General features: G+C 57.7%; 13 protein-coding genes. 4 read left to right on the forward strand and 9 right to left on the reverse strand.

Annotation, left to right across the window (positions count from 1 at the left end):
• Nucleotides 1-410: 410 nt before the first annotated feature.
• Nucleotides 411-1,355 carry a transcriptional regulator LrhA gene (gene lrhA / locus ACJ8QI_RS13350; RefSeq protein ID WP_004936045.1) on the reverse strand — a complete coding sequence of 315 codons (945 nt, stop codon included), beginning with the start codon at nucleotides 1,353-1,355 and terminating at the stop codon, nucleotides 411-413.
• Between the two features lie 856 nt (nucleotides 1,356-2,211).
• Here lrhA and ACJ8QI_RS13355 point away from each other — a divergent pair.
• Nucleotides 2,212-3,426, forward strand: coding sequence for a pyridoxal phosphate-dependent aminotransferase (locus tag ACJ8QI_RS13355; RefSeq protein WP_004936047.1), 1,215 nt, complete (start codon nucleotides 2,212-2,214; stop codon nucleotides 3,424-3,426).
• A gap of 107 nt (nucleotides 3,427-3,533) precedes the next feature.
• Complete coding sequence (gene yfbR, locus ACJ8QI_RS13360; protein ID WP_025303666.1) at nucleotides 3,534-4,133, forward strand: 5'-deoxynucleotidase; 600 nt, start codon at nucleotides 3,534-3,536, stop codon at nucleotides 4,131-4,133.
• Between the two features lie 27 nt (nucleotides 4,134-4,160).
• On the opposite strand, the gene ACJ8QI_RS13365 is transcribed toward yfbR, so the two are convergent.
• The 4 genes from ACJ8QI_RS13365 to yfbV all read right to left on the reverse strand — a co-directional run bounded on the left by ACJ8QI_RS13365 (nucleotide 4,161) and on the right by yfbV (nucleotide 7,858).
• On the reverse strand, nucleotides 4,161-6,011 hold the full coding sequence (locus ACJ8QI_RS13365) for an SLC13 family permease (protein ID WP_442532636.1): 1,851 nt from the start codon (nucleotides 6,009-6,011) through the stop codon (nucleotides 4,161-4,163).
• Between the two features lie 79 nt (nucleotides 6,012-6,090).
• Nucleotides 6,091-6,747 (reverse strand): sugar phosphatase, encoded by a 657-nt coding sequence (locus tag ACJ8QI_RS13370; RefSeq protein WP_060420045.1) that lies wholly within the window; start codon nucleotides 6,745-6,747, stop codon nucleotides 6,091-6,093.
• Nucleotides 6,748-6,764: 17 nt separating this feature from the next.
• Nucleotides 6,765-7,259 (reverse strand): YfbU family protein, encoded by a 495-nt coding sequence (locus tag ACJ8QI_RS13375; RefSeq protein WP_016926898.1) that lies wholly within the window; start codon nucleotides 7,257-7,259, stop codon nucleotides 6,765-6,767.
• A gap of 143 nt (nucleotides 7,260-7,402) precedes the next feature.
• Nucleotides 7,403-7,858: a terminus macrodomain insulation protein YfbV gene (yfbV, locus tag ACJ8QI_RS13380; RefSeq protein ID WP_004936061.1), complete on the reverse strand. Its 456-nt coding sequence runs from the start codon at nucleotides 7,856-7,858 to the stop codon at nucleotides 7,403-7,405.
• Nucleotides 7,859-8,216: 358 nt separating this feature from the next.
• On the opposite strand from yfbV, the gene ackA reads away from it, so the two are divergent.
• Entirely contained in the window at nucleotides 8,217-9,419 is a 1,203-nt protein-coding gene (ackA, locus tag ACJ8QI_RS13385) for an acetate kinase (protein ID WP_055312511.1), read from the forward strand.
• Nucleotides 9,420-9,493: 74 nt separating this feature from the next.
• Entirely contained in the window at nucleotides 9,494-11,653 is a 2,160-nt protein-coding gene (gene pta / locus ACJ8QI_RS13390; RefSeq protein ID WP_049203683.1) for a phosphate acetyltransferase, read from the forward strand.
• 110 nt (nucleotides 11,654-11,763) lie between these two features.
• Here pta and ACJ8QI_RS13395 read toward each other — a convergent pair whose 3' ends face one another.
• From ACJ8QI_RS13395 to ACJ8QI_RS13410, 4 genes are all read right to left on the reverse strand, one after another.
• Entirely contained in the window at nucleotides 11,764-12,210 is a 447-nt protein-coding gene (locus ACJ8QI_RS13395; RefSeq protein WP_185742273.1) for a hypothetical protein, read from the reverse strand.
• A complete protein-coding gene (locus ACJ8QI_RS13400; protein WP_141967581.1) occupies nucleotides 12,188-12,580 on the reverse strand; it encodes a polymorphic toxin type 44 domain-containing protein in 393 nt (130 codons plus the stop codon). Before ACJ8QI_RS13400 ends, ACJ8QI_RS13395 begins: the two co-directional genes overlap by 23 nt.
• 322 nt (nucleotides 12,581-12,902) lie before the next feature.
• On the reverse strand, nucleotides 12,903-13,856 hold the full coding sequence (locus ACJ8QI_RS13405; RefSeq protein WP_442532637.1) for a transketolase family protein: 954 nt from the start codon (nucleotides 13,854-13,856) through the stop codon (nucleotides 12,903-12,905).
• Entirely contained in the window at nucleotides 13,849-14,700 is an 852-nt protein-coding gene (locus tag ACJ8QI_RS13410; protein ID WP_442532638.1) for a transketolase, read from the reverse strand. Before ACJ8QI_RS13410 ends, ACJ8QI_RS13405 begins: the two co-directional genes overlap by 8 nt.
• Nucleotides 14,701-14,702: the final 2 nt, after the last annotated feature.

Genomic DNA, 14,702 nt, shown 5'->3' on the forward strand with positions numbered 1-14,702 from the left:
CGTGCACATTTCAGTTTTACTATACCATTGTCTCAGGAATTCCCTGTTCTTCCACTCACTACCTAGGGGTATTTTTTTGATCCAGGACACGTTTTCAGCATAAATCCTCAAAAAAAGTGTGGCCCTTTAACAATTTTCCTCAAATTAAGCCGCAAAAACGGCCGCTATAAGCTAACAAAATAACCCTGCTATTACCATGCCTTTAACCCATTCAATCTTATTGCTCAAAAAACAAACTCAGCGTCTTAAACCCGGCCAAACTCTCTTTTCAGTAACGCTTAAAAGTTAATAAAACAGCCAACTCATAACAAAATCGTCATTAAATCCCTATAACAGTAAAAATCGCCAAAAAAAGGGCAAAAAAAACCTCCGCCGAAGCAGAGGTTTTCATCAGATCTAACGCCGCGGCGTTATTCTTCTTCGTCCACCAGGCTGGCGTCATCCTGATCGCCCTGGAGACCGGCTTCCGCGCCGTTGAAGCCATAACCGTCATTGCCGCCCTGCATTGCGCTGAAGATGGCCATCGCCAGCTCATTGCTGCACTGCGCGTTTTTGCACAGCGCATACTGGGTATCCGGCAGCGGCGGCAAACCTTCCACCGCCCCCAGCACCCGCAGATCGGGGCTCATCATCTCGATCGGCCGCGCGGTCACGCCCAGGCCGGCCTTACAGGCCGCCCGCACTGCGGACAGCGTGGAAGCGACATAGGCGATGCGCCAAGGGATACCGGCTTCGTCCAGCTGCTTGATCGCCAGCGCGCGGAACGGGCTTGGCTCATCCATCACCACCAACGGGATCGGTTCGCCCGCCTGATAGTGGTAATCGGCGGCGCAGTACCACAGCGTCGGCGATGTGCGCAGCACGATATGCGGATGTCCGGCCGGATCGGCCGTGGTCACCGCCAGATCGATCTCGCCCTCTTCCAGCAGATCGACCATCGTCGTGCTGCGCTTTACGCGCACGTCAATGGCCAGCTTCGGATAGATGGCGGTCACGCGGTTCAACAGGAAAGGCAGAATGGTATCGGCGGTGTCGTCGGAAGCGCCGATGGTCAGAACACCTTTAATATTGTTGTACATCAGCGAGGTACAGGCTTCGTCGTTAAAGCGCAGGATCTTCCTGGCATAACCGAGAAGCTGAATACCATGCTCAGTCAGGAGTTTGTTACGCCCATGGCGGGCAAACAGTTCTTTGCCGACCAGTTGCTCTAATCGCTGCATTTGTTGACTGACGGCTGATTGAGTACGGCATACGGCAACCGCCGCCGCCGCAAAGGTATTCAAATCAGCAACCGCAACAAAGGTTCTTAGCAGATCGAGGTCGAGATTAAGTATCGGACGATTTGCAGTTGTCATAGTGTATTCTTCACTTTTTTAAATTCTAATTTACGAACTACTACCCTGGTGTGTTTCTCAGACGCCGTTGAAAAGGACGGAGCCTGTTATGACAGTACCCCACTCATAAGTGGAGGGCAAAAAAATTACTTATGATTCGTTACCTCTATCGCTTTTTAAAATGCGATCTATCGATGGTGCTTATAGAACGCGGGGGACTGAATACCGGTGAAAAGGGAAAACCCCCACCGAACCTGAGATTTTACTCATTCATACTGCCTAATTTCCACTCCATTCGTGCTACTGAGAACCCTTATCAACCGGCGTTCAGACTGCATTACAGAGCAAAAAAGATAAATAATTAACGCTACCGACTTCGTGTTACCACTCAATGAATTTAATAAATTCAATCAGTAAGATTTTTGCTTTAAATAATAATCCTATAACCACATAAACAATGCTTAAGGTAAAATATAAAGTAAAGCTAATGTAAATATGTCATTTTTCTTAGTGTGGTGCGCTAACTGACACCCCGCTATCAGACAACTCCGGTATTATCGTTCCTTTACAGTTTATTGAAGCCTATTCTCCCTTTCGGCTTATCAGTTCACTGCTGCCGGCCACGATCGCCGGCACGTCGCGTTTATCGAGGCGGGATTTTACAGAACAAAACCCTAGTAAAATTATAGTTCATGAAATTATGAACCACAAAATAACTTTACCTTTGCTTATCATAACTAAAATCCCCCGTTACGACATGCATTTGCACCAAAGGCGTGCAAAACCCTTCAAAAGCAACTACGCCAGGAGTACATTGGGCGGGTTGCGGCGTCCCACGGTAGGAGCGCCCCTATCCCAGCAAAAGGCTCAACTTTTTATGTCCCCCATTGAGAAATCCAGCAAACTGGACAACGTCTGCTATGACATTCGCGGCCCGGTGCTTAAAGAAGCTAAACGTCTTGAAGAAGAAGGCAATAAAGTCCTGAAACTGAACATCGGCAACCCTGCCCCGTTCGGTTTCGACGCCCCGGACGAAATCCTGGTCGACGTGATCCGCAATCTGCCCACGGCGCAAGGCTACTCCGATTCCAAAGGCCTCTTCTCGGCGCGTAAAGCGATCATGCAGCACTACCAGGCGCGCAACATGCGTGACGTGACCGTTGAGGATATCTACATTGGCAACGGCGTCTCGGAGCTGATCGTCCAATCCATGCAGGCGCTGCTCAACAGCGGCGACGAAATGCTGGTGCCGGCGCCGGACTACCCGCTGTGGACCGCCGCGGTATCGCTGTCCGGCGGTAAGGCCGTGCACTACCTGTGCGATGAGCAGGCCGGCTGGTTCCCGGATCTGGACGACATCATCAGCAAGATCACCCCGCGCACCCGCGGCATCGTGATCATCAACCCGAACAACCCGACCGGCGCGGTTTACAGCAAAGCGCTGCTGGAACAGATCGTCGAGATCGCCCGTCAACACAACCTGATCATCTTCGCCGACGAGATCTACGACAAGATCCTGTATGACGAAGCCGAGCACCATTCGATCGCCGCGCTGGCGCCGGATCTGCTGACCGTGACCTTCAACGGCCTGTCGAAAACCTACCGCGTGGCGGGCTTCCGCCAGGGCTGGATGGTGCTGAACGGGCCGAAGAAACACGCCAAAGGCTATATCGAAGGGCTGGAGATGCTGGCTTCGATGCGCCTGTGCGCCAACGTGCCGATGCAACACGCCATTCAAACCGCGCTGGGCGGTTATCAGAGCATCAGCGAATTCATTCAGCCTGGCGGCCGCCTGTACGAACAACGCAATCGCACCTGGGAACTGCTCAACGACATCCCGGGCGTCTCTTGCGTGAAGCCACAGGGCGCGCTGTATATGTTCCCGCGCATCGACGCCAAGCGCTTCAACATCCACGACGACCAGAAGCTGGTGCTTGACCTGCTGCTGCAGGAAAAAGTGCTGCTGGTGCAGGGCACCGCGTTCAACTGGCCTTACCCGGATCACGTGCGTATCGTCACCCTGCCGCGCGTAGATGAACTGGAAATGGCGGTCGGCAAGCTGGGCCGCTTCCTGGAAGGTTACCACCAGTAATCGCCTGGGGCGCAGCGCCTTGCTGCGCCCTTCTCTCATTGCCCGGTTGCAAAATTCGCCGTCACTGCTTCACAATGGGGCCCTCACTTGCCGTTAAAGAGAGCACCATGAGCCAGAGCCATTTCTTCGCCCATCTGTCCCGCCTGAAACTGATCAACCGCTGGCCGCTGATGCGCAACGTGCGTACCGAGAACGTCTCCGAACACAGTCTGCAGGTGGCCTTTGTCGCCCACGCGTTGGCGGTGATCAAGAACCGCAAATTCAACGGCAACCTCAACGCCGACCGCGTTGCGCTGCTGGCGATGTACCACGACGCCAGCGAAGTGATCACCGGCGACATGCCGACGCCGATCAAGTACTACAATCCGCAGATCGCCCATGAATACAAGAAGATCGAAAAGATCGCCCAGCAAAAGCTGCTGGACATGATCCCCGCGGAGCTGCGCAACGATTTCCGCACCATTCTCGATGAGCACTACTACAGCGAAGATGAAAAGCAGGTAGTGAAGCAGGCAGACGCGCTGTGCGCCTACCTGAAATGCCTGGAGGAACTCTCTGCCGGCAACAACGAATTCACCCTGGCCAAGGCGCGGCTGGATAAAACCCTGGAACAGCGCCGCAGCCCGGAAATGGACTACTTCATGGACGTGTTCATTCCCAGCTTCAGCCTGTCATTGGACGAAATCAGCCTCGACAGTTCGCTGTAACCCCGCCGGCGCAGCCTCGCTGCGCCGTTAAAAGCCGTAGAGCCACGGCACCACAATCACGCTGACCGCCATCACCAGCAGAGTGAACGGCACGCCGAGACGCACGAAATCGCCGAACTTGTAATTGCCCGGCCCCAGCACCAACGTGTTGACCGGTGAAGAGACCGGCGTCATAAAGGCGGCGGACGCGGCGATGGCGATAATCATCGCAAATGGGTATGGCGAGACGCCCATTTCGCGCGCGGCGGCGATGGCGATCGGCGCCATCAGCACCGCCGTCGCGGTGTTGGAAATAAACAGGCCGATGGTGGCACACAAGACGAACAGGCACAGCAGCATCACGCGCGGCCCCGCGCCGCCGGCGACGTCCATCAGCCCGCTGACGATCAGATCCACCCCGCCGGTCTTTTGCAGCGCCTGCGCAAACGGCATCATCCCGACGATCAAAATAATGCTCGGCCAATGGATCGATTTATAGGCGCTTTCCATATCGATACAGCGGAACTTACCCATCAGCAGGCAAGCGATCAGCGCCGCGATCGGATTGGGGATTTCGTCGGTCAACATCATTGCCACCATCAACGCCAGGCAAAACAGCGCGTGCGGCGCCTGCGTGATCGCCGGCGCCACTTCGTCCACCTCGGCCGGCAGGTTGAGCACGATAAAGTCGTGGGTTTTGGCCTGCAGCTGACGGATCGCCTTCCAGTCACCGATCACCAGCAAAATGTCGCCCAGCTCCAGCGGCTCGTCCACCAGCTTGCCGCCCAGCGTCTCGCCGTGGCGGCGGATGCCCACCACGTTGAGATCGTAGCGGCTGCGGAACGCCGCTTCGCGCAGGCTTTTGCCCAGCAGCGCCGAGTCCGGGATCAGCGACACTTCCGCCATGCCGACGTTGCGCGACTGTTCAGAGAAGTAATCGCCGCGCAGCACCATCGGCTCCAGCCGCTGCTCGCCGCAGAATTCGCGCAGATCGACCTGGCTGTCCGACATGTCGATCAAAAGAACGTCGCCCTCGCGCAGCTCGGTGCTGCCAGAGGCGCTGACCATCACCCGCCGGAAGCGTTTCCAGCGCTCGATACCCACCACGTTGGCGCCATAACGCGCACGCAGGTGCAGTTCATCCAGCGAACGCCCGATCAGCGGCGAAGCGCTGCGGACAGCCAGCCGCCGCGCGCGACCGGTCAGCTTGTAGTCGCGGATCAAATCGCGGAAGGTACGGCGCTGCCAGTCATCGCCGGCTTTGCCCGTTTCACCGCAGCCCAGCCAACGCCGGGCGATCAGCATGTAACCGACGCCCAGCGCCAGCACCACCAGGCCAATGGGCGTCACGCTGAAGAAACCGAAACCATGGATGCCTTCTCGCACCAGCTCGCTGTTGACCACCATGTTGGGCGGCGTGGCCACCAGCGTCATCATGCCGCTGATAAGCCCGGCGAAACTGAGCGGCATCATCAGCCGCCCCGGCGCGATCTTCATTCTGGCCGTCACGCTGAGCACCACCGGGATAAAGATCGCCACCACGCCGGTCGAGCTCATGAACGCCCCCAGCCCGGCGACCGTCACCATCAGCAGCATCAACATTTTGGTTTCGCTGCTGCCGGCCACTTTCACCAGCCAGTCCCCCACCTGATAGGCCACGCCGGTGCGCACCAGCCCTTCGCCGATCACGAACAGCGCCGCGATCAAAATCACGTTGGGATCGCTGAAACCGACCGTCGCCTCCTGCAGGCTGAGCGTGCCGCTCAGCACGAAGGCGATGATCACCAACAGGGCCACCACGTCCATGCGCAGCTTGTTGGTGGTAAACAGCACGATGGCAATCAGCAGTAAACTCAGCACCCACAGTAATTCGCTGTTCAAAACGGCCTCATCCGGCAAATGTCCAAGGGTCTAAAAAATAGCATAAAAAAACCCCGCCGAAGCGGGGTCTAATCAATTAGGGTGAAGATAATGCCGCTCAGGCCAGCCGGCGAACGATCGCGCCCTGCGCCGTTTTATCGACGGCGATCTGCGCCAGCGAATCCAGCCGCAGGTCGACCTGCTCCAGCTTCGGCGCATCCGCCGGCGCGTTGACCGCAATCACCTGGCAGCCCGCCGCCAGGCCGGAGAGAATGCCGGCCGGCGCGTCTTCAACCACCACGCACTCGTGCGGCGCAAGCCCCAGGCGCTCGGCGCCCAGCAGATAGGCGTCGGGCTGTGGCTTACCGTGTTTAACCTGCTCGGCGGTGATGAACACCTCCGGCTGCGGCAAACCGCCGGCCTGGCGGCGAGCGCCGGCCACCGGCACCGAACCGGAGGTGACGATCGCCCAAGGGATACCGAGCGCGTTCAGGCGCTCCAGCAGCGCAATCGCGCCCGGCAGCGCGCGAACGCCGTCGGTATCCTGCGCTTCGGCCTGCTCCAGCAACTCGAACTCGCGCTGAATTTCCGCTTCGCTTTCGCCCGGCATAAAGTGGCGCAGAGAAGTAATGGCCTGTTTACCGTGAATGAAATCCAGCACCGCTTGCGGGTTGACACCGCGGCGCTCGGCCCAGTGCGTCCAGGCGCGCTCTACCGCCGGCAATGAATCCACCAGGGTGCCATCAAGATCGAACAGAAAACCCTTACACTCCACAGAAAACCTCTTCTTAATCAAGCATTGATGATTTGCGCTATCTCAACGGCGCTCAGGTGATACTGGCGCGGACAGGCCAGCCAGATCGCCAGCATACGCTGGTATTTTTCCCACATTTTGGTCTGGGCGTTGAAACCGTGGCTGCCGGAATCGAAGTGAGTATAACGCCCCTCGGTGCTGACCAGGAAACGCACGTAGCTCAGGTAGCGCGCTTCGGTGGCGGCGTCGAAGCCGAGAAACGCCAGGCGGCGCTCGTCCAGATCCTGCTTCTCTTTCAGGTTGCCCCAGGAAACCTGCAGCGCATGGTGCATCTCCATCACGTTGATGATGGTGCGGCACACCTCTTCGCTCAGTTCGCCGAAGTCGCGATCCAGTTCGCGCATTTGCAACCCGAAGCCGCGTTCGACGATGGTTTGCAACCGGCGATAACGGTCGCCGTTGTCCGGGTCGAGCAGGGTCATCATCTTGTACTGGTTCGACAGGATCAGCCGCTGGGCGTTGGTCATTTCCATCAGGATTTCCTCATTTCTGTGTGATGGCGGGAGCATCGCACAGCGCAAGAACGCAGGAAATCACAACTCGACCGTTCTTTGATTTAAACCGGGGTTATTGACGCTTAGACGAAAAAGGCCGCATCAACGCGGCCTTTTCTCAGTTACAGATCGTCGAGGAAGGTTTTGTCCAGCTGCTTAAAAGCACGTTTGAGCAGATCGGCCAACGTCTGATAGGTCGGCGTGCCTTCGAGCGGCGCGACCGCCTGCCCGGCTTCCGTCAGCTTGTTGCGCACCTCATGGAACCATTGCAGCAGCGTCGGCGGCAGCGGCGTGACCGAACGGCGCCCCAGCCACCACAGTCCCTGCATCGGCAGGCTGCAGGCGAACAGCGCGGTGGCGATCGCCGGGCCGAGCTGACCGCCAAGCGCGATCTGCCAGGTCAGCGTGAAAATCGCCAACGGCGGCATGAAACGGATAGCGAAACGGGTGGCACGCGCAACGCGGTTCTCCGGAAAGACCGGTGCCAGACGTTTGTCCGACGGCCAGGTTTTCATATAATGCTGCCCGCGCTGGAAGACCTGAAACCAGCTTACGGAACCGGACGGTTTGCTCGTCATTGCGTACCTCAACGTCACGTAAAGAAACTAAAAGCGTGCTGCCAGAGACCATACTAAAAAATTTGAAGCTTTAAATTTATTTTGTGTTTGCACCGGGCTATCGGTATCCTAAGCCGGCCTTGTGGCCGGTAGAAGATGACGCAAATTTTGTCAACTTTTAGCCCTATAAAAATCAAGATTATTTAAACCGCAGAGAAATCATCGGTTTTTCCATCATCCTGTGATTTGTGCACTTCACATGATGTTAATCATAAATGTCATCGGCACTATGCGCTACGCTTGTTGTCTGATTGACGATTAATTCACCACGTGTTTTCGATTTTCTTTTAACAACACGACTATTTAAGTAGGTACTTCCATGTCGAGTAAGCTAGTACTGGTTCTTAACTGCGGCAGTTCTTCTCTGAAATTCGCCATCATCGATGCCGTTAACGGCGACGAATTCCTCTCCGGTTTGGCCGAGTGTTTCCACCTGCCTGAAGCTCGCATCAAGTGGAAAATGGACGGCGCCAAACACGAAGCTGCCCTGGGGGCCGGCGCTGCACACAGCGAAGCGCTGAACTTCATTGTTAATACTATTCTGGCACAAAAACCAGAGCTTTCTGCGCAGCTGACCGCTATCGGCCACCGCATCGTGCACGGCGGCGAGAAGTTTACCGCTTCCGCCGTGATCAACGACGAAGTTCTGCAGGGTATCAAAGATTCCGTGCCGTTTGCACCACTGCACAACCCGGCTCACCTGATCGGCATCGCGGAAGCGCTGAAATCCTTCCCTAACCTGGCCGACAAGAACGTTGCCGTGTTCGACACCGCGTTCCACCAGACCATGCCGGAAGAATCTTACCTGTACGCCCTGCCGTACAGCCTGTACCGCGACCACGGCGTTCGCCGCTACGGCGCACACGGCACCAGCCACTTCTACGTGACTCAGGAAGCCGCGAAGATGCTGAACAAGCCGGTAGAAGAAGTGAACGTGATCACTTGCCACCTGGGCAACGGCGGTTCCGTTACCGCAGTGCGCAACGGCCAGTGCGTTGACACCTCCATGGGTCTGACCCCGCTGGAAGGCCTGGTGATGGGCACCCGCAGCGGTGACATCGATCCGGCTATCATCTTCCACCTGCACGATTCTCTGGGCATGAGCGTTGACCAGATCAACAAGATGCTGACCAAAGAATCCGGCCTGCTGGGCCTGACCGAAGTCACCAGCGACTGCCGTTACGTTGAAGACAACTACGACAGCAAAGCCGACGCCAAACGCGCCATGGACGTGTTCTGCCACCGTCTGGCCAAATACATCGGCGCATACAGCGCCCTGATGGAAGGCCGTCTGGACGCGGTGATCTTCACCGGCGGCATCGGCGAGAACGCCGGCATGGTGCGTGAGCTGACCCTGAACAAACTGGGCCTGCTGGGCTTCGAAATCGACCACGACCGCAACATGGCCGCTCGCTTCGGCAAATCCGGCGCCATCACCAAAGACGGCAGCCGCCTGGCGCTGGTGATCCCGACCAACGAAGAGTTGGTCATCGCGCAGGACGCATCCCGCCTGACCGCGTAATGCTCTCAAAACACCGTCAGCCCAGGCTGACGGTGTTGTTTTAGCCTCATGTTAATCGTGAAGAGGACTATTCTGTGTCACGTACTATTATGTTGATCCCCACCGGCACCAGCGTCGGCCTGACCAGCGTCAGCCTGGGTGTCATCCGCTCCATGGAGCAAAAAGGCGTTCGTCTGAGCGTGTTCAAGCCTATCGCTCAACCGCGCACCGGCGACAACGCGCTCGACCAGACCACCACCATCATCCGCAGCAGCAACTCCACCATTACGGCGGCCGAACCGCTGCGCATGGACTACGTTGAGGGCCTGCTGAGCTCCAACCAGCAAGACGTGCTGATGGAAGAGATCGTGGCGCGCTACCACGAGAACACCAAAGACGCGGAAGTGGTGCTGATCGAAGGCCTGGTGCCGACCCGCAAGCATCAGTTCGCCAACGCGCTGAACTACGAGATCGCCAAAACCCTGAACGCCGAGATCGTCTTCGTGCTGGCGCTGGGCAACGACTCCCCGGCGCAGCTGAAAGAGCGCATCGAACTGGCGCGCACCAGCTTCGGCGGCAGCAAGAACAAAAACATCACCGGCGTAATCATCAACAAGCTGAACGCACCGGTCGACGATCAGGGCCGCACCCGTCCTGACCTATCCGAAATCTTCGACGACTCCACCAAAGCCAGCATCGCCCACGTCGATCCTGCGCAGCTGTTCGCCAACAGCCCGCTGCCGGTTCTGGGCTGCGTGCCGTGGAGCTTCGATCTGATCGCCACCCGCGCCATCGACATGGCTCGCCACCTGAAGGCCCGCGTGGTTAACGAAGGCGACATCATGACTCGCCGCGTGAAGTCCGTGACCTTCTGTGCGCGCAGCATCCCGCACATGCTGGAACACTTCCGCCCGGGCTCTCTGCTGGTGACCTCCGCAGACCGTCCTGACGTGCTGGTCTCCGCCTGCCTGGCGGCGATGAACGGCGTGGAAATCGGCGCCATCCTGCTGACCGGCGGCTACGCCATCGACGAGCCGATCAAGAAGCTGTGCGAACGCGCCTTCCAGACCGGCCTGCCGGTGTTCATGGTCGACACCAACACCTGGCAGACCTCGCTGAGCCTGCAGAGCTTCAACCTCGAAGTGCCGGCGGACGACCACCAGCGCATCGAGAAAGTGCAGAACTACGTGGCCAGCCACATCAACACCGAGTGGATCGACTCGCTGACCGCCACCTCCGAACGTTCACGCCGTCTGTCTCCACCGGCGTTCCGTTACGAGCTGACCGAGCTGGCGCGTAAAGCCGGCAAACGCATCGTGCTGCCGGAAGGCGACGAGCCGCGCACCGTGAAAGCGGCAGCCATCTGCGCCGAACGCGGCATCGCGGAATGCGTGTTGCTCGGCAACCCGGACGAGATCCAGCGCGTCGCGGCAGCGCAAGGCGTTGAGCTGGGCAAAGGCATCGAAATCGTCGATCCGGTCGCCGTACGTGAAAACTACGTGCCGCGTCTGGTTGAGCTGCGCAAGAGCAAAGGCATGACCGAAGTGGTCGCGCGCGAGCAGCTGGAAGACAACGTGGTGCTCGGCACCCTGATGCTGGAACAAGGCGAAGTCGACGGTCTGGTCTCCGGCGCGGTTCACACCACCGCCAACACCATCCGTCCGCCGTTGCAGCTGATCAAAACCGCGCCGGGCAGCTCGCTGGTGTCCTCCGTGTTCTTCATGCTGCTGCCTGACCAGGTACTGGTCTACGGCGACTGCGCGATCAACCCGGATCCGACCGCCGAGCAGCTGTCTGAGATCGCCATCCAGTCTGCGGATTCCGCCGCGGCCTTCGGCATCGAGCCTCGCGTAGCGATGATCTCCTACTCCACCGGCAACTCCGGTGCGGGCAGCGACGTCGAGAAAGTGCGCGAAGCGACCCGTCTGGCGCAGGAAAAACGCCCGGACCTGATCATCGACGGCCCGCTGCAGTACGACGCCGCCATCATGGCCGACGTTGCCAAGTCCAAGGCGCCGAACTCACCGGTAGCCGGCCAGGCGACCGTGTTCATCTTCCCGGATCTGAACACCGGCAACACCACCTACAAAGCGGTACAGCGTTCCGCTGACCTGGTTTCCATCGGGCCGATGCTGCAAGGCATGCGCAAGCCGGTGAACGACCTGTCGCGCGGCGCACTGGTTGACGATATCGTCTACACCGTCGCGCTGACGGCGATCCAGTCTTCCCAGGCTGACGCAGCCGCCAAGGCGTAATAAACCGTTAAAAAAAGCCAGTCAGGATTACCTGACTGGCTTTTTTATGCCTGATATTCTTGTGATTATGCTGTTTTAGACAATACCCGCCAAATCAGCTGCGCCCATCATCATCGCCAGGCACTGACACCCCTTGCAGAAAAATCAATGGTAGGCATGATGGGTGTTTGGCTGTTCGTGGCATAGAAAAATGCCGAATTCGTAAAGGAATACACCTTCCCGGAAAAATTGATGGTGATGCGGTTACCCTCACCAAGGATAGTTGCATCAGCCCGATCCGCCGTCAAAATTGGCGCGCTTTGACTCAGCACGTTGATAGGGTCCCCATCCAGGCTTCTGTTCAAATAGTAACGATACACATCCGTGTCAGTGGCCCCCGCATTCTGGTACTCGGTGACATAGAGCCAAATCTCGTCGGTCAACTGCTTTTTGCTGTAGAGCTTATCGTCATAAGTATCGCGGGTGGCATACCAATACCCCGCAAAGCCAACGACAATAACCAACAAAACCGTCGTCAATAGCCGATGAGCCCATTTAGTAACCATGCCGAGTTGCATAATCAATTCCTTGTTTGATCCAATATTGATCCTGAGGGTCATCACCATACGGCGGACGTTGATACCAATGACTCCATTCTGACCGCGATGTTCCTGCCCGTGACTGAGCAAATCCAGCGCCCATCAACAAAATATCTGCGGGAATTCCAGCCGCGGTACCGGTTGCACCATAATTGAAATTACCAAAGTTAGCCAATGCGCGATTTTGCTGTTTGTAATCCCAAGGGCCCCGATTTTTTACCTGATGGTAGAACCAATAGTAAGTACCAGGCAACGCCATGTTACGCGGTTGCCCCTGCCTGCGCGCCTCGCGCAAGTTTCTGGCAAGAACAGTAAAACCGCCTGGCGGCAGTAATGGAACTACGGCCATAATCTCCTCCTTGAGAGTTGGATGTCATTCAATCATAGGGTTAATGGAAAAATTGCACACTCCCTTATTCACTCCATGTATGAATAAGAGAGTGTGATACATATCATTCACGAAATAAATATAACTAATTGTATTTATTGATCTATTTTTCAATTATCATGTTTTATTCCTACATTGGCCAGTTATTATCAATAAAAAAAGAAAAAGTCCCCTAGGGGACTTTGCAATGGGTAACATGTTGATCAACGTCTCAGGGCAGAACACCTCGCGGGTAATAACCGATTCGATTACCGAAGAGAATGCAGGTAATTCCTATTCTGCTTTACAACAGCTGCCCGGCGGCCTCCAGAATATGCTCGGCGGTCAGGCCGTACTCCTGCTGTAAAAACGCCTGGGTGCCCACCTGGCCGTAACGCTCCTTCACCCCCACGCGCCGCATCGGCGTCGGGCACTCTTCCGCCAGCACCTCCGCCACCGCCGATCCCAGCCCGTTATGAATGCTGTGGTTTTCACAGGTGACGATGCGCCCGGTTTTGGCCGCATAGGTTTTGATCAGTTCACGGTCGATAGGCTTGAGGGTGAACATATCGATCACCGCCGCGCTGACGCCCTGCTGCGCCAGCATCTGAGCCGCCTTCAGCGCCTCCGCCACCATGATGCCATTGGCAATCAGCGTAATGTCGTCGCCGTCGCGCAGCAGGTTGCCCTTGCCGATGGTAAAGCACGAGCCCTCCTGGTAGATGCGCGTCGCCTGCTTGCGAATGGTGCGCACCCAGTAGAAGCCGCGCAGATCCATCAGCTGGCGCAGAATATCGGCGAACATGGTGGCGTCGGTCACCTCCAGCACCACCGAATGCGCCAGCCCGCGCACGATGCCCATATCCTCGAACGACATGTGGGTGCCGCCGTTGTGGCAGGCGCTCACCCCGGCGTCGGAGGCGATTACCTTGACGTTGTTGCGCTGATAATCCAGCGACATGAACAGCTGATCGAAACAGCGGCGGCTGGCGAAGGCGGTAAAGGTATGCACGAACGGCACCCGGCCGGTGAGCGACAGCCCGGCGGCGACGCCGATCACGTTGGCCTCCATGATGCCGCAGTTGATCACGTGCTGCGGGTGATCCTTGTGCACGCCATCCATCGCCATCGAGCTCATCAGATCCGCCTCCAGCGCGATGATCGGCGCGCCCGCCTCAATCTGCCGACGCACCGCGCCGGCGTAGACTTTGCGCATTTCGACGGCGTCGTTTTCCAACTGCGTCACTACGTTAAACATGGGCGGCCTCCAGTTCGGCGATGGCTTTTTCGATTTCCTGCTGCACGTCCGGCGTCAGGCGCAGGTGGTGAGAGTTCGACAGGTTTTCCAGATAGGCCACGCCCTGCCCTTTGATGCTGTCGAGCACGATCGCCAGCGGCCGCTGTTCGCCGCCGCGCGCCGGCGCCACCGCCGCCAGCAGCGCCGCGATGTCATCGCCCTTGATGGTCTGCACCTCAAAGCCGAAGGCGCGGAACTTGGCGGCCAGATCGAACGGTTGGATCACCTCGTCCAGCGCGCCGTCCAGCTGTTGCTTGTTGTAATCGATGAACAGCGTCAGGTTGTTCAGATTGTGGTGGGCGATAAACTGGAACGCCTCCCAGCACTGCCCTTCGTTCAGTTCCCCGTCACCGAGGATGCTGAACACCCGATTGCGGCGCCCCGCCAGCCGATGGGACAACGCCATGCCGGCGGCGATCGACACGCCCTGCCCCAGCGAGCCGGTGGTGGCGTCCACGCCGCGCGTGCGCAGCCGGTCCGGGTGGCTCGGCAGACGCGTGCCGTTCTGGTTGAGGGTCTTCAGCTCCGCCAGCGGGAAGTAGCCCTTGATCGCCAGCGTGCTGTAAAGCGCCGGGCCGGCGTGCCCTTTCGACAGCACGAAGTCATCGCGCTCCGGCCAGTCCGGATCCGCCGGATCGATGCGCATCACGCTGCCGTACAACACCGCCAGCGTCTCCACCACCGACATACAGCCGCCGTAGTGGCCGAAGCCCAGCCCGGTCAGCGCTTTCAGCGTTTCCAGGCGGATCGCCCGCGCCAGGGTATACAGCTCTCCAATTTCCGTTTCGCTCGTTGTGTAGTTCATCA

Source organism: Serratia sp. CY84636, assembly GCF_052166245.1.
GTDB lineage: Bacteria > Pseudomonadota > Gammaproteobacteria > Enterobacterales > Enterobacteriaceae > Serratia > Serratia nevei.

Excerpts from the sequence above, each read along its gene's own strand:
- lrhA (WP_004936045.1), bottom strand. The coding sequence starts at position 1,355 with ATGACAACTGCAAATCGTCCGATACTTAATCTCGACCTCGATCTGCTA.
- ACJ8QI_RS13355 (WP_004936047.1), top strand. The coding sequence starts at position 2,212 with ATGTCCCCCATTGAGAAATCCAGCAAACTGGACAACGTCTGCTATGAC.
- yfbR (WP_025303666.1), top strand. The coding sequence starts at position 3,534 with ATGAGCCAGAGCCATTTCTTCGCCCATCTGTCCCGCCTGAAACTGATC.
- ACJ8QI_RS13375 (WP_016926898.1), bottom strand. The coding sequence starts at position 7,259 with ATGGAAATGACCAACGCCCAGCGGCTGATCCTGTCGAACCAGTACAAG.
- yfbV (WP_004936061.1), bottom strand. The coding sequence starts at position 7,858 with ATGACGAGCAAACCGTCCGGTTCCGTAAGCTGGTTTCAGGTCTTCCAG.
- ackA (WP_055312511.1), top strand. The coding sequence starts at position 8,217 with ATGTCGAGTAAGCTAGTACTGGTTCTTAACTGCGGCAGTTCTTCTCTG.
- ACJ8QI_RS13395 (WP_185742273.1), bottom strand. The coding sequence starts at position 12,210 with ATGCAACTCGGCATGGTTACTAAATGGGCTCATCGGCTATTGACGACG.
- ACJ8QI_RS13400 (WP_141967581.1), bottom strand. The coding sequence starts at position 12,580 with ATGGCCGTAGTTCCATTACTGCCGCCAGGCGGTTTTACTGTTCTTGCC.
- ACJ8QI_RS13405 (WP_442532637.1), bottom strand. The coding sequence starts at position 13,856 with ATGTTTAACGTAGTGACGCAGTTGGAAAACGACGCCGTCGAAATGCGC.
- ACJ8QI_RS13410 (WP_442532638.1), bottom strand. The coding sequence starts at position 14,700 with ATGAACTACACAACGAGCGAAACGGAAATTGGAGAGCTGTATACCCTG.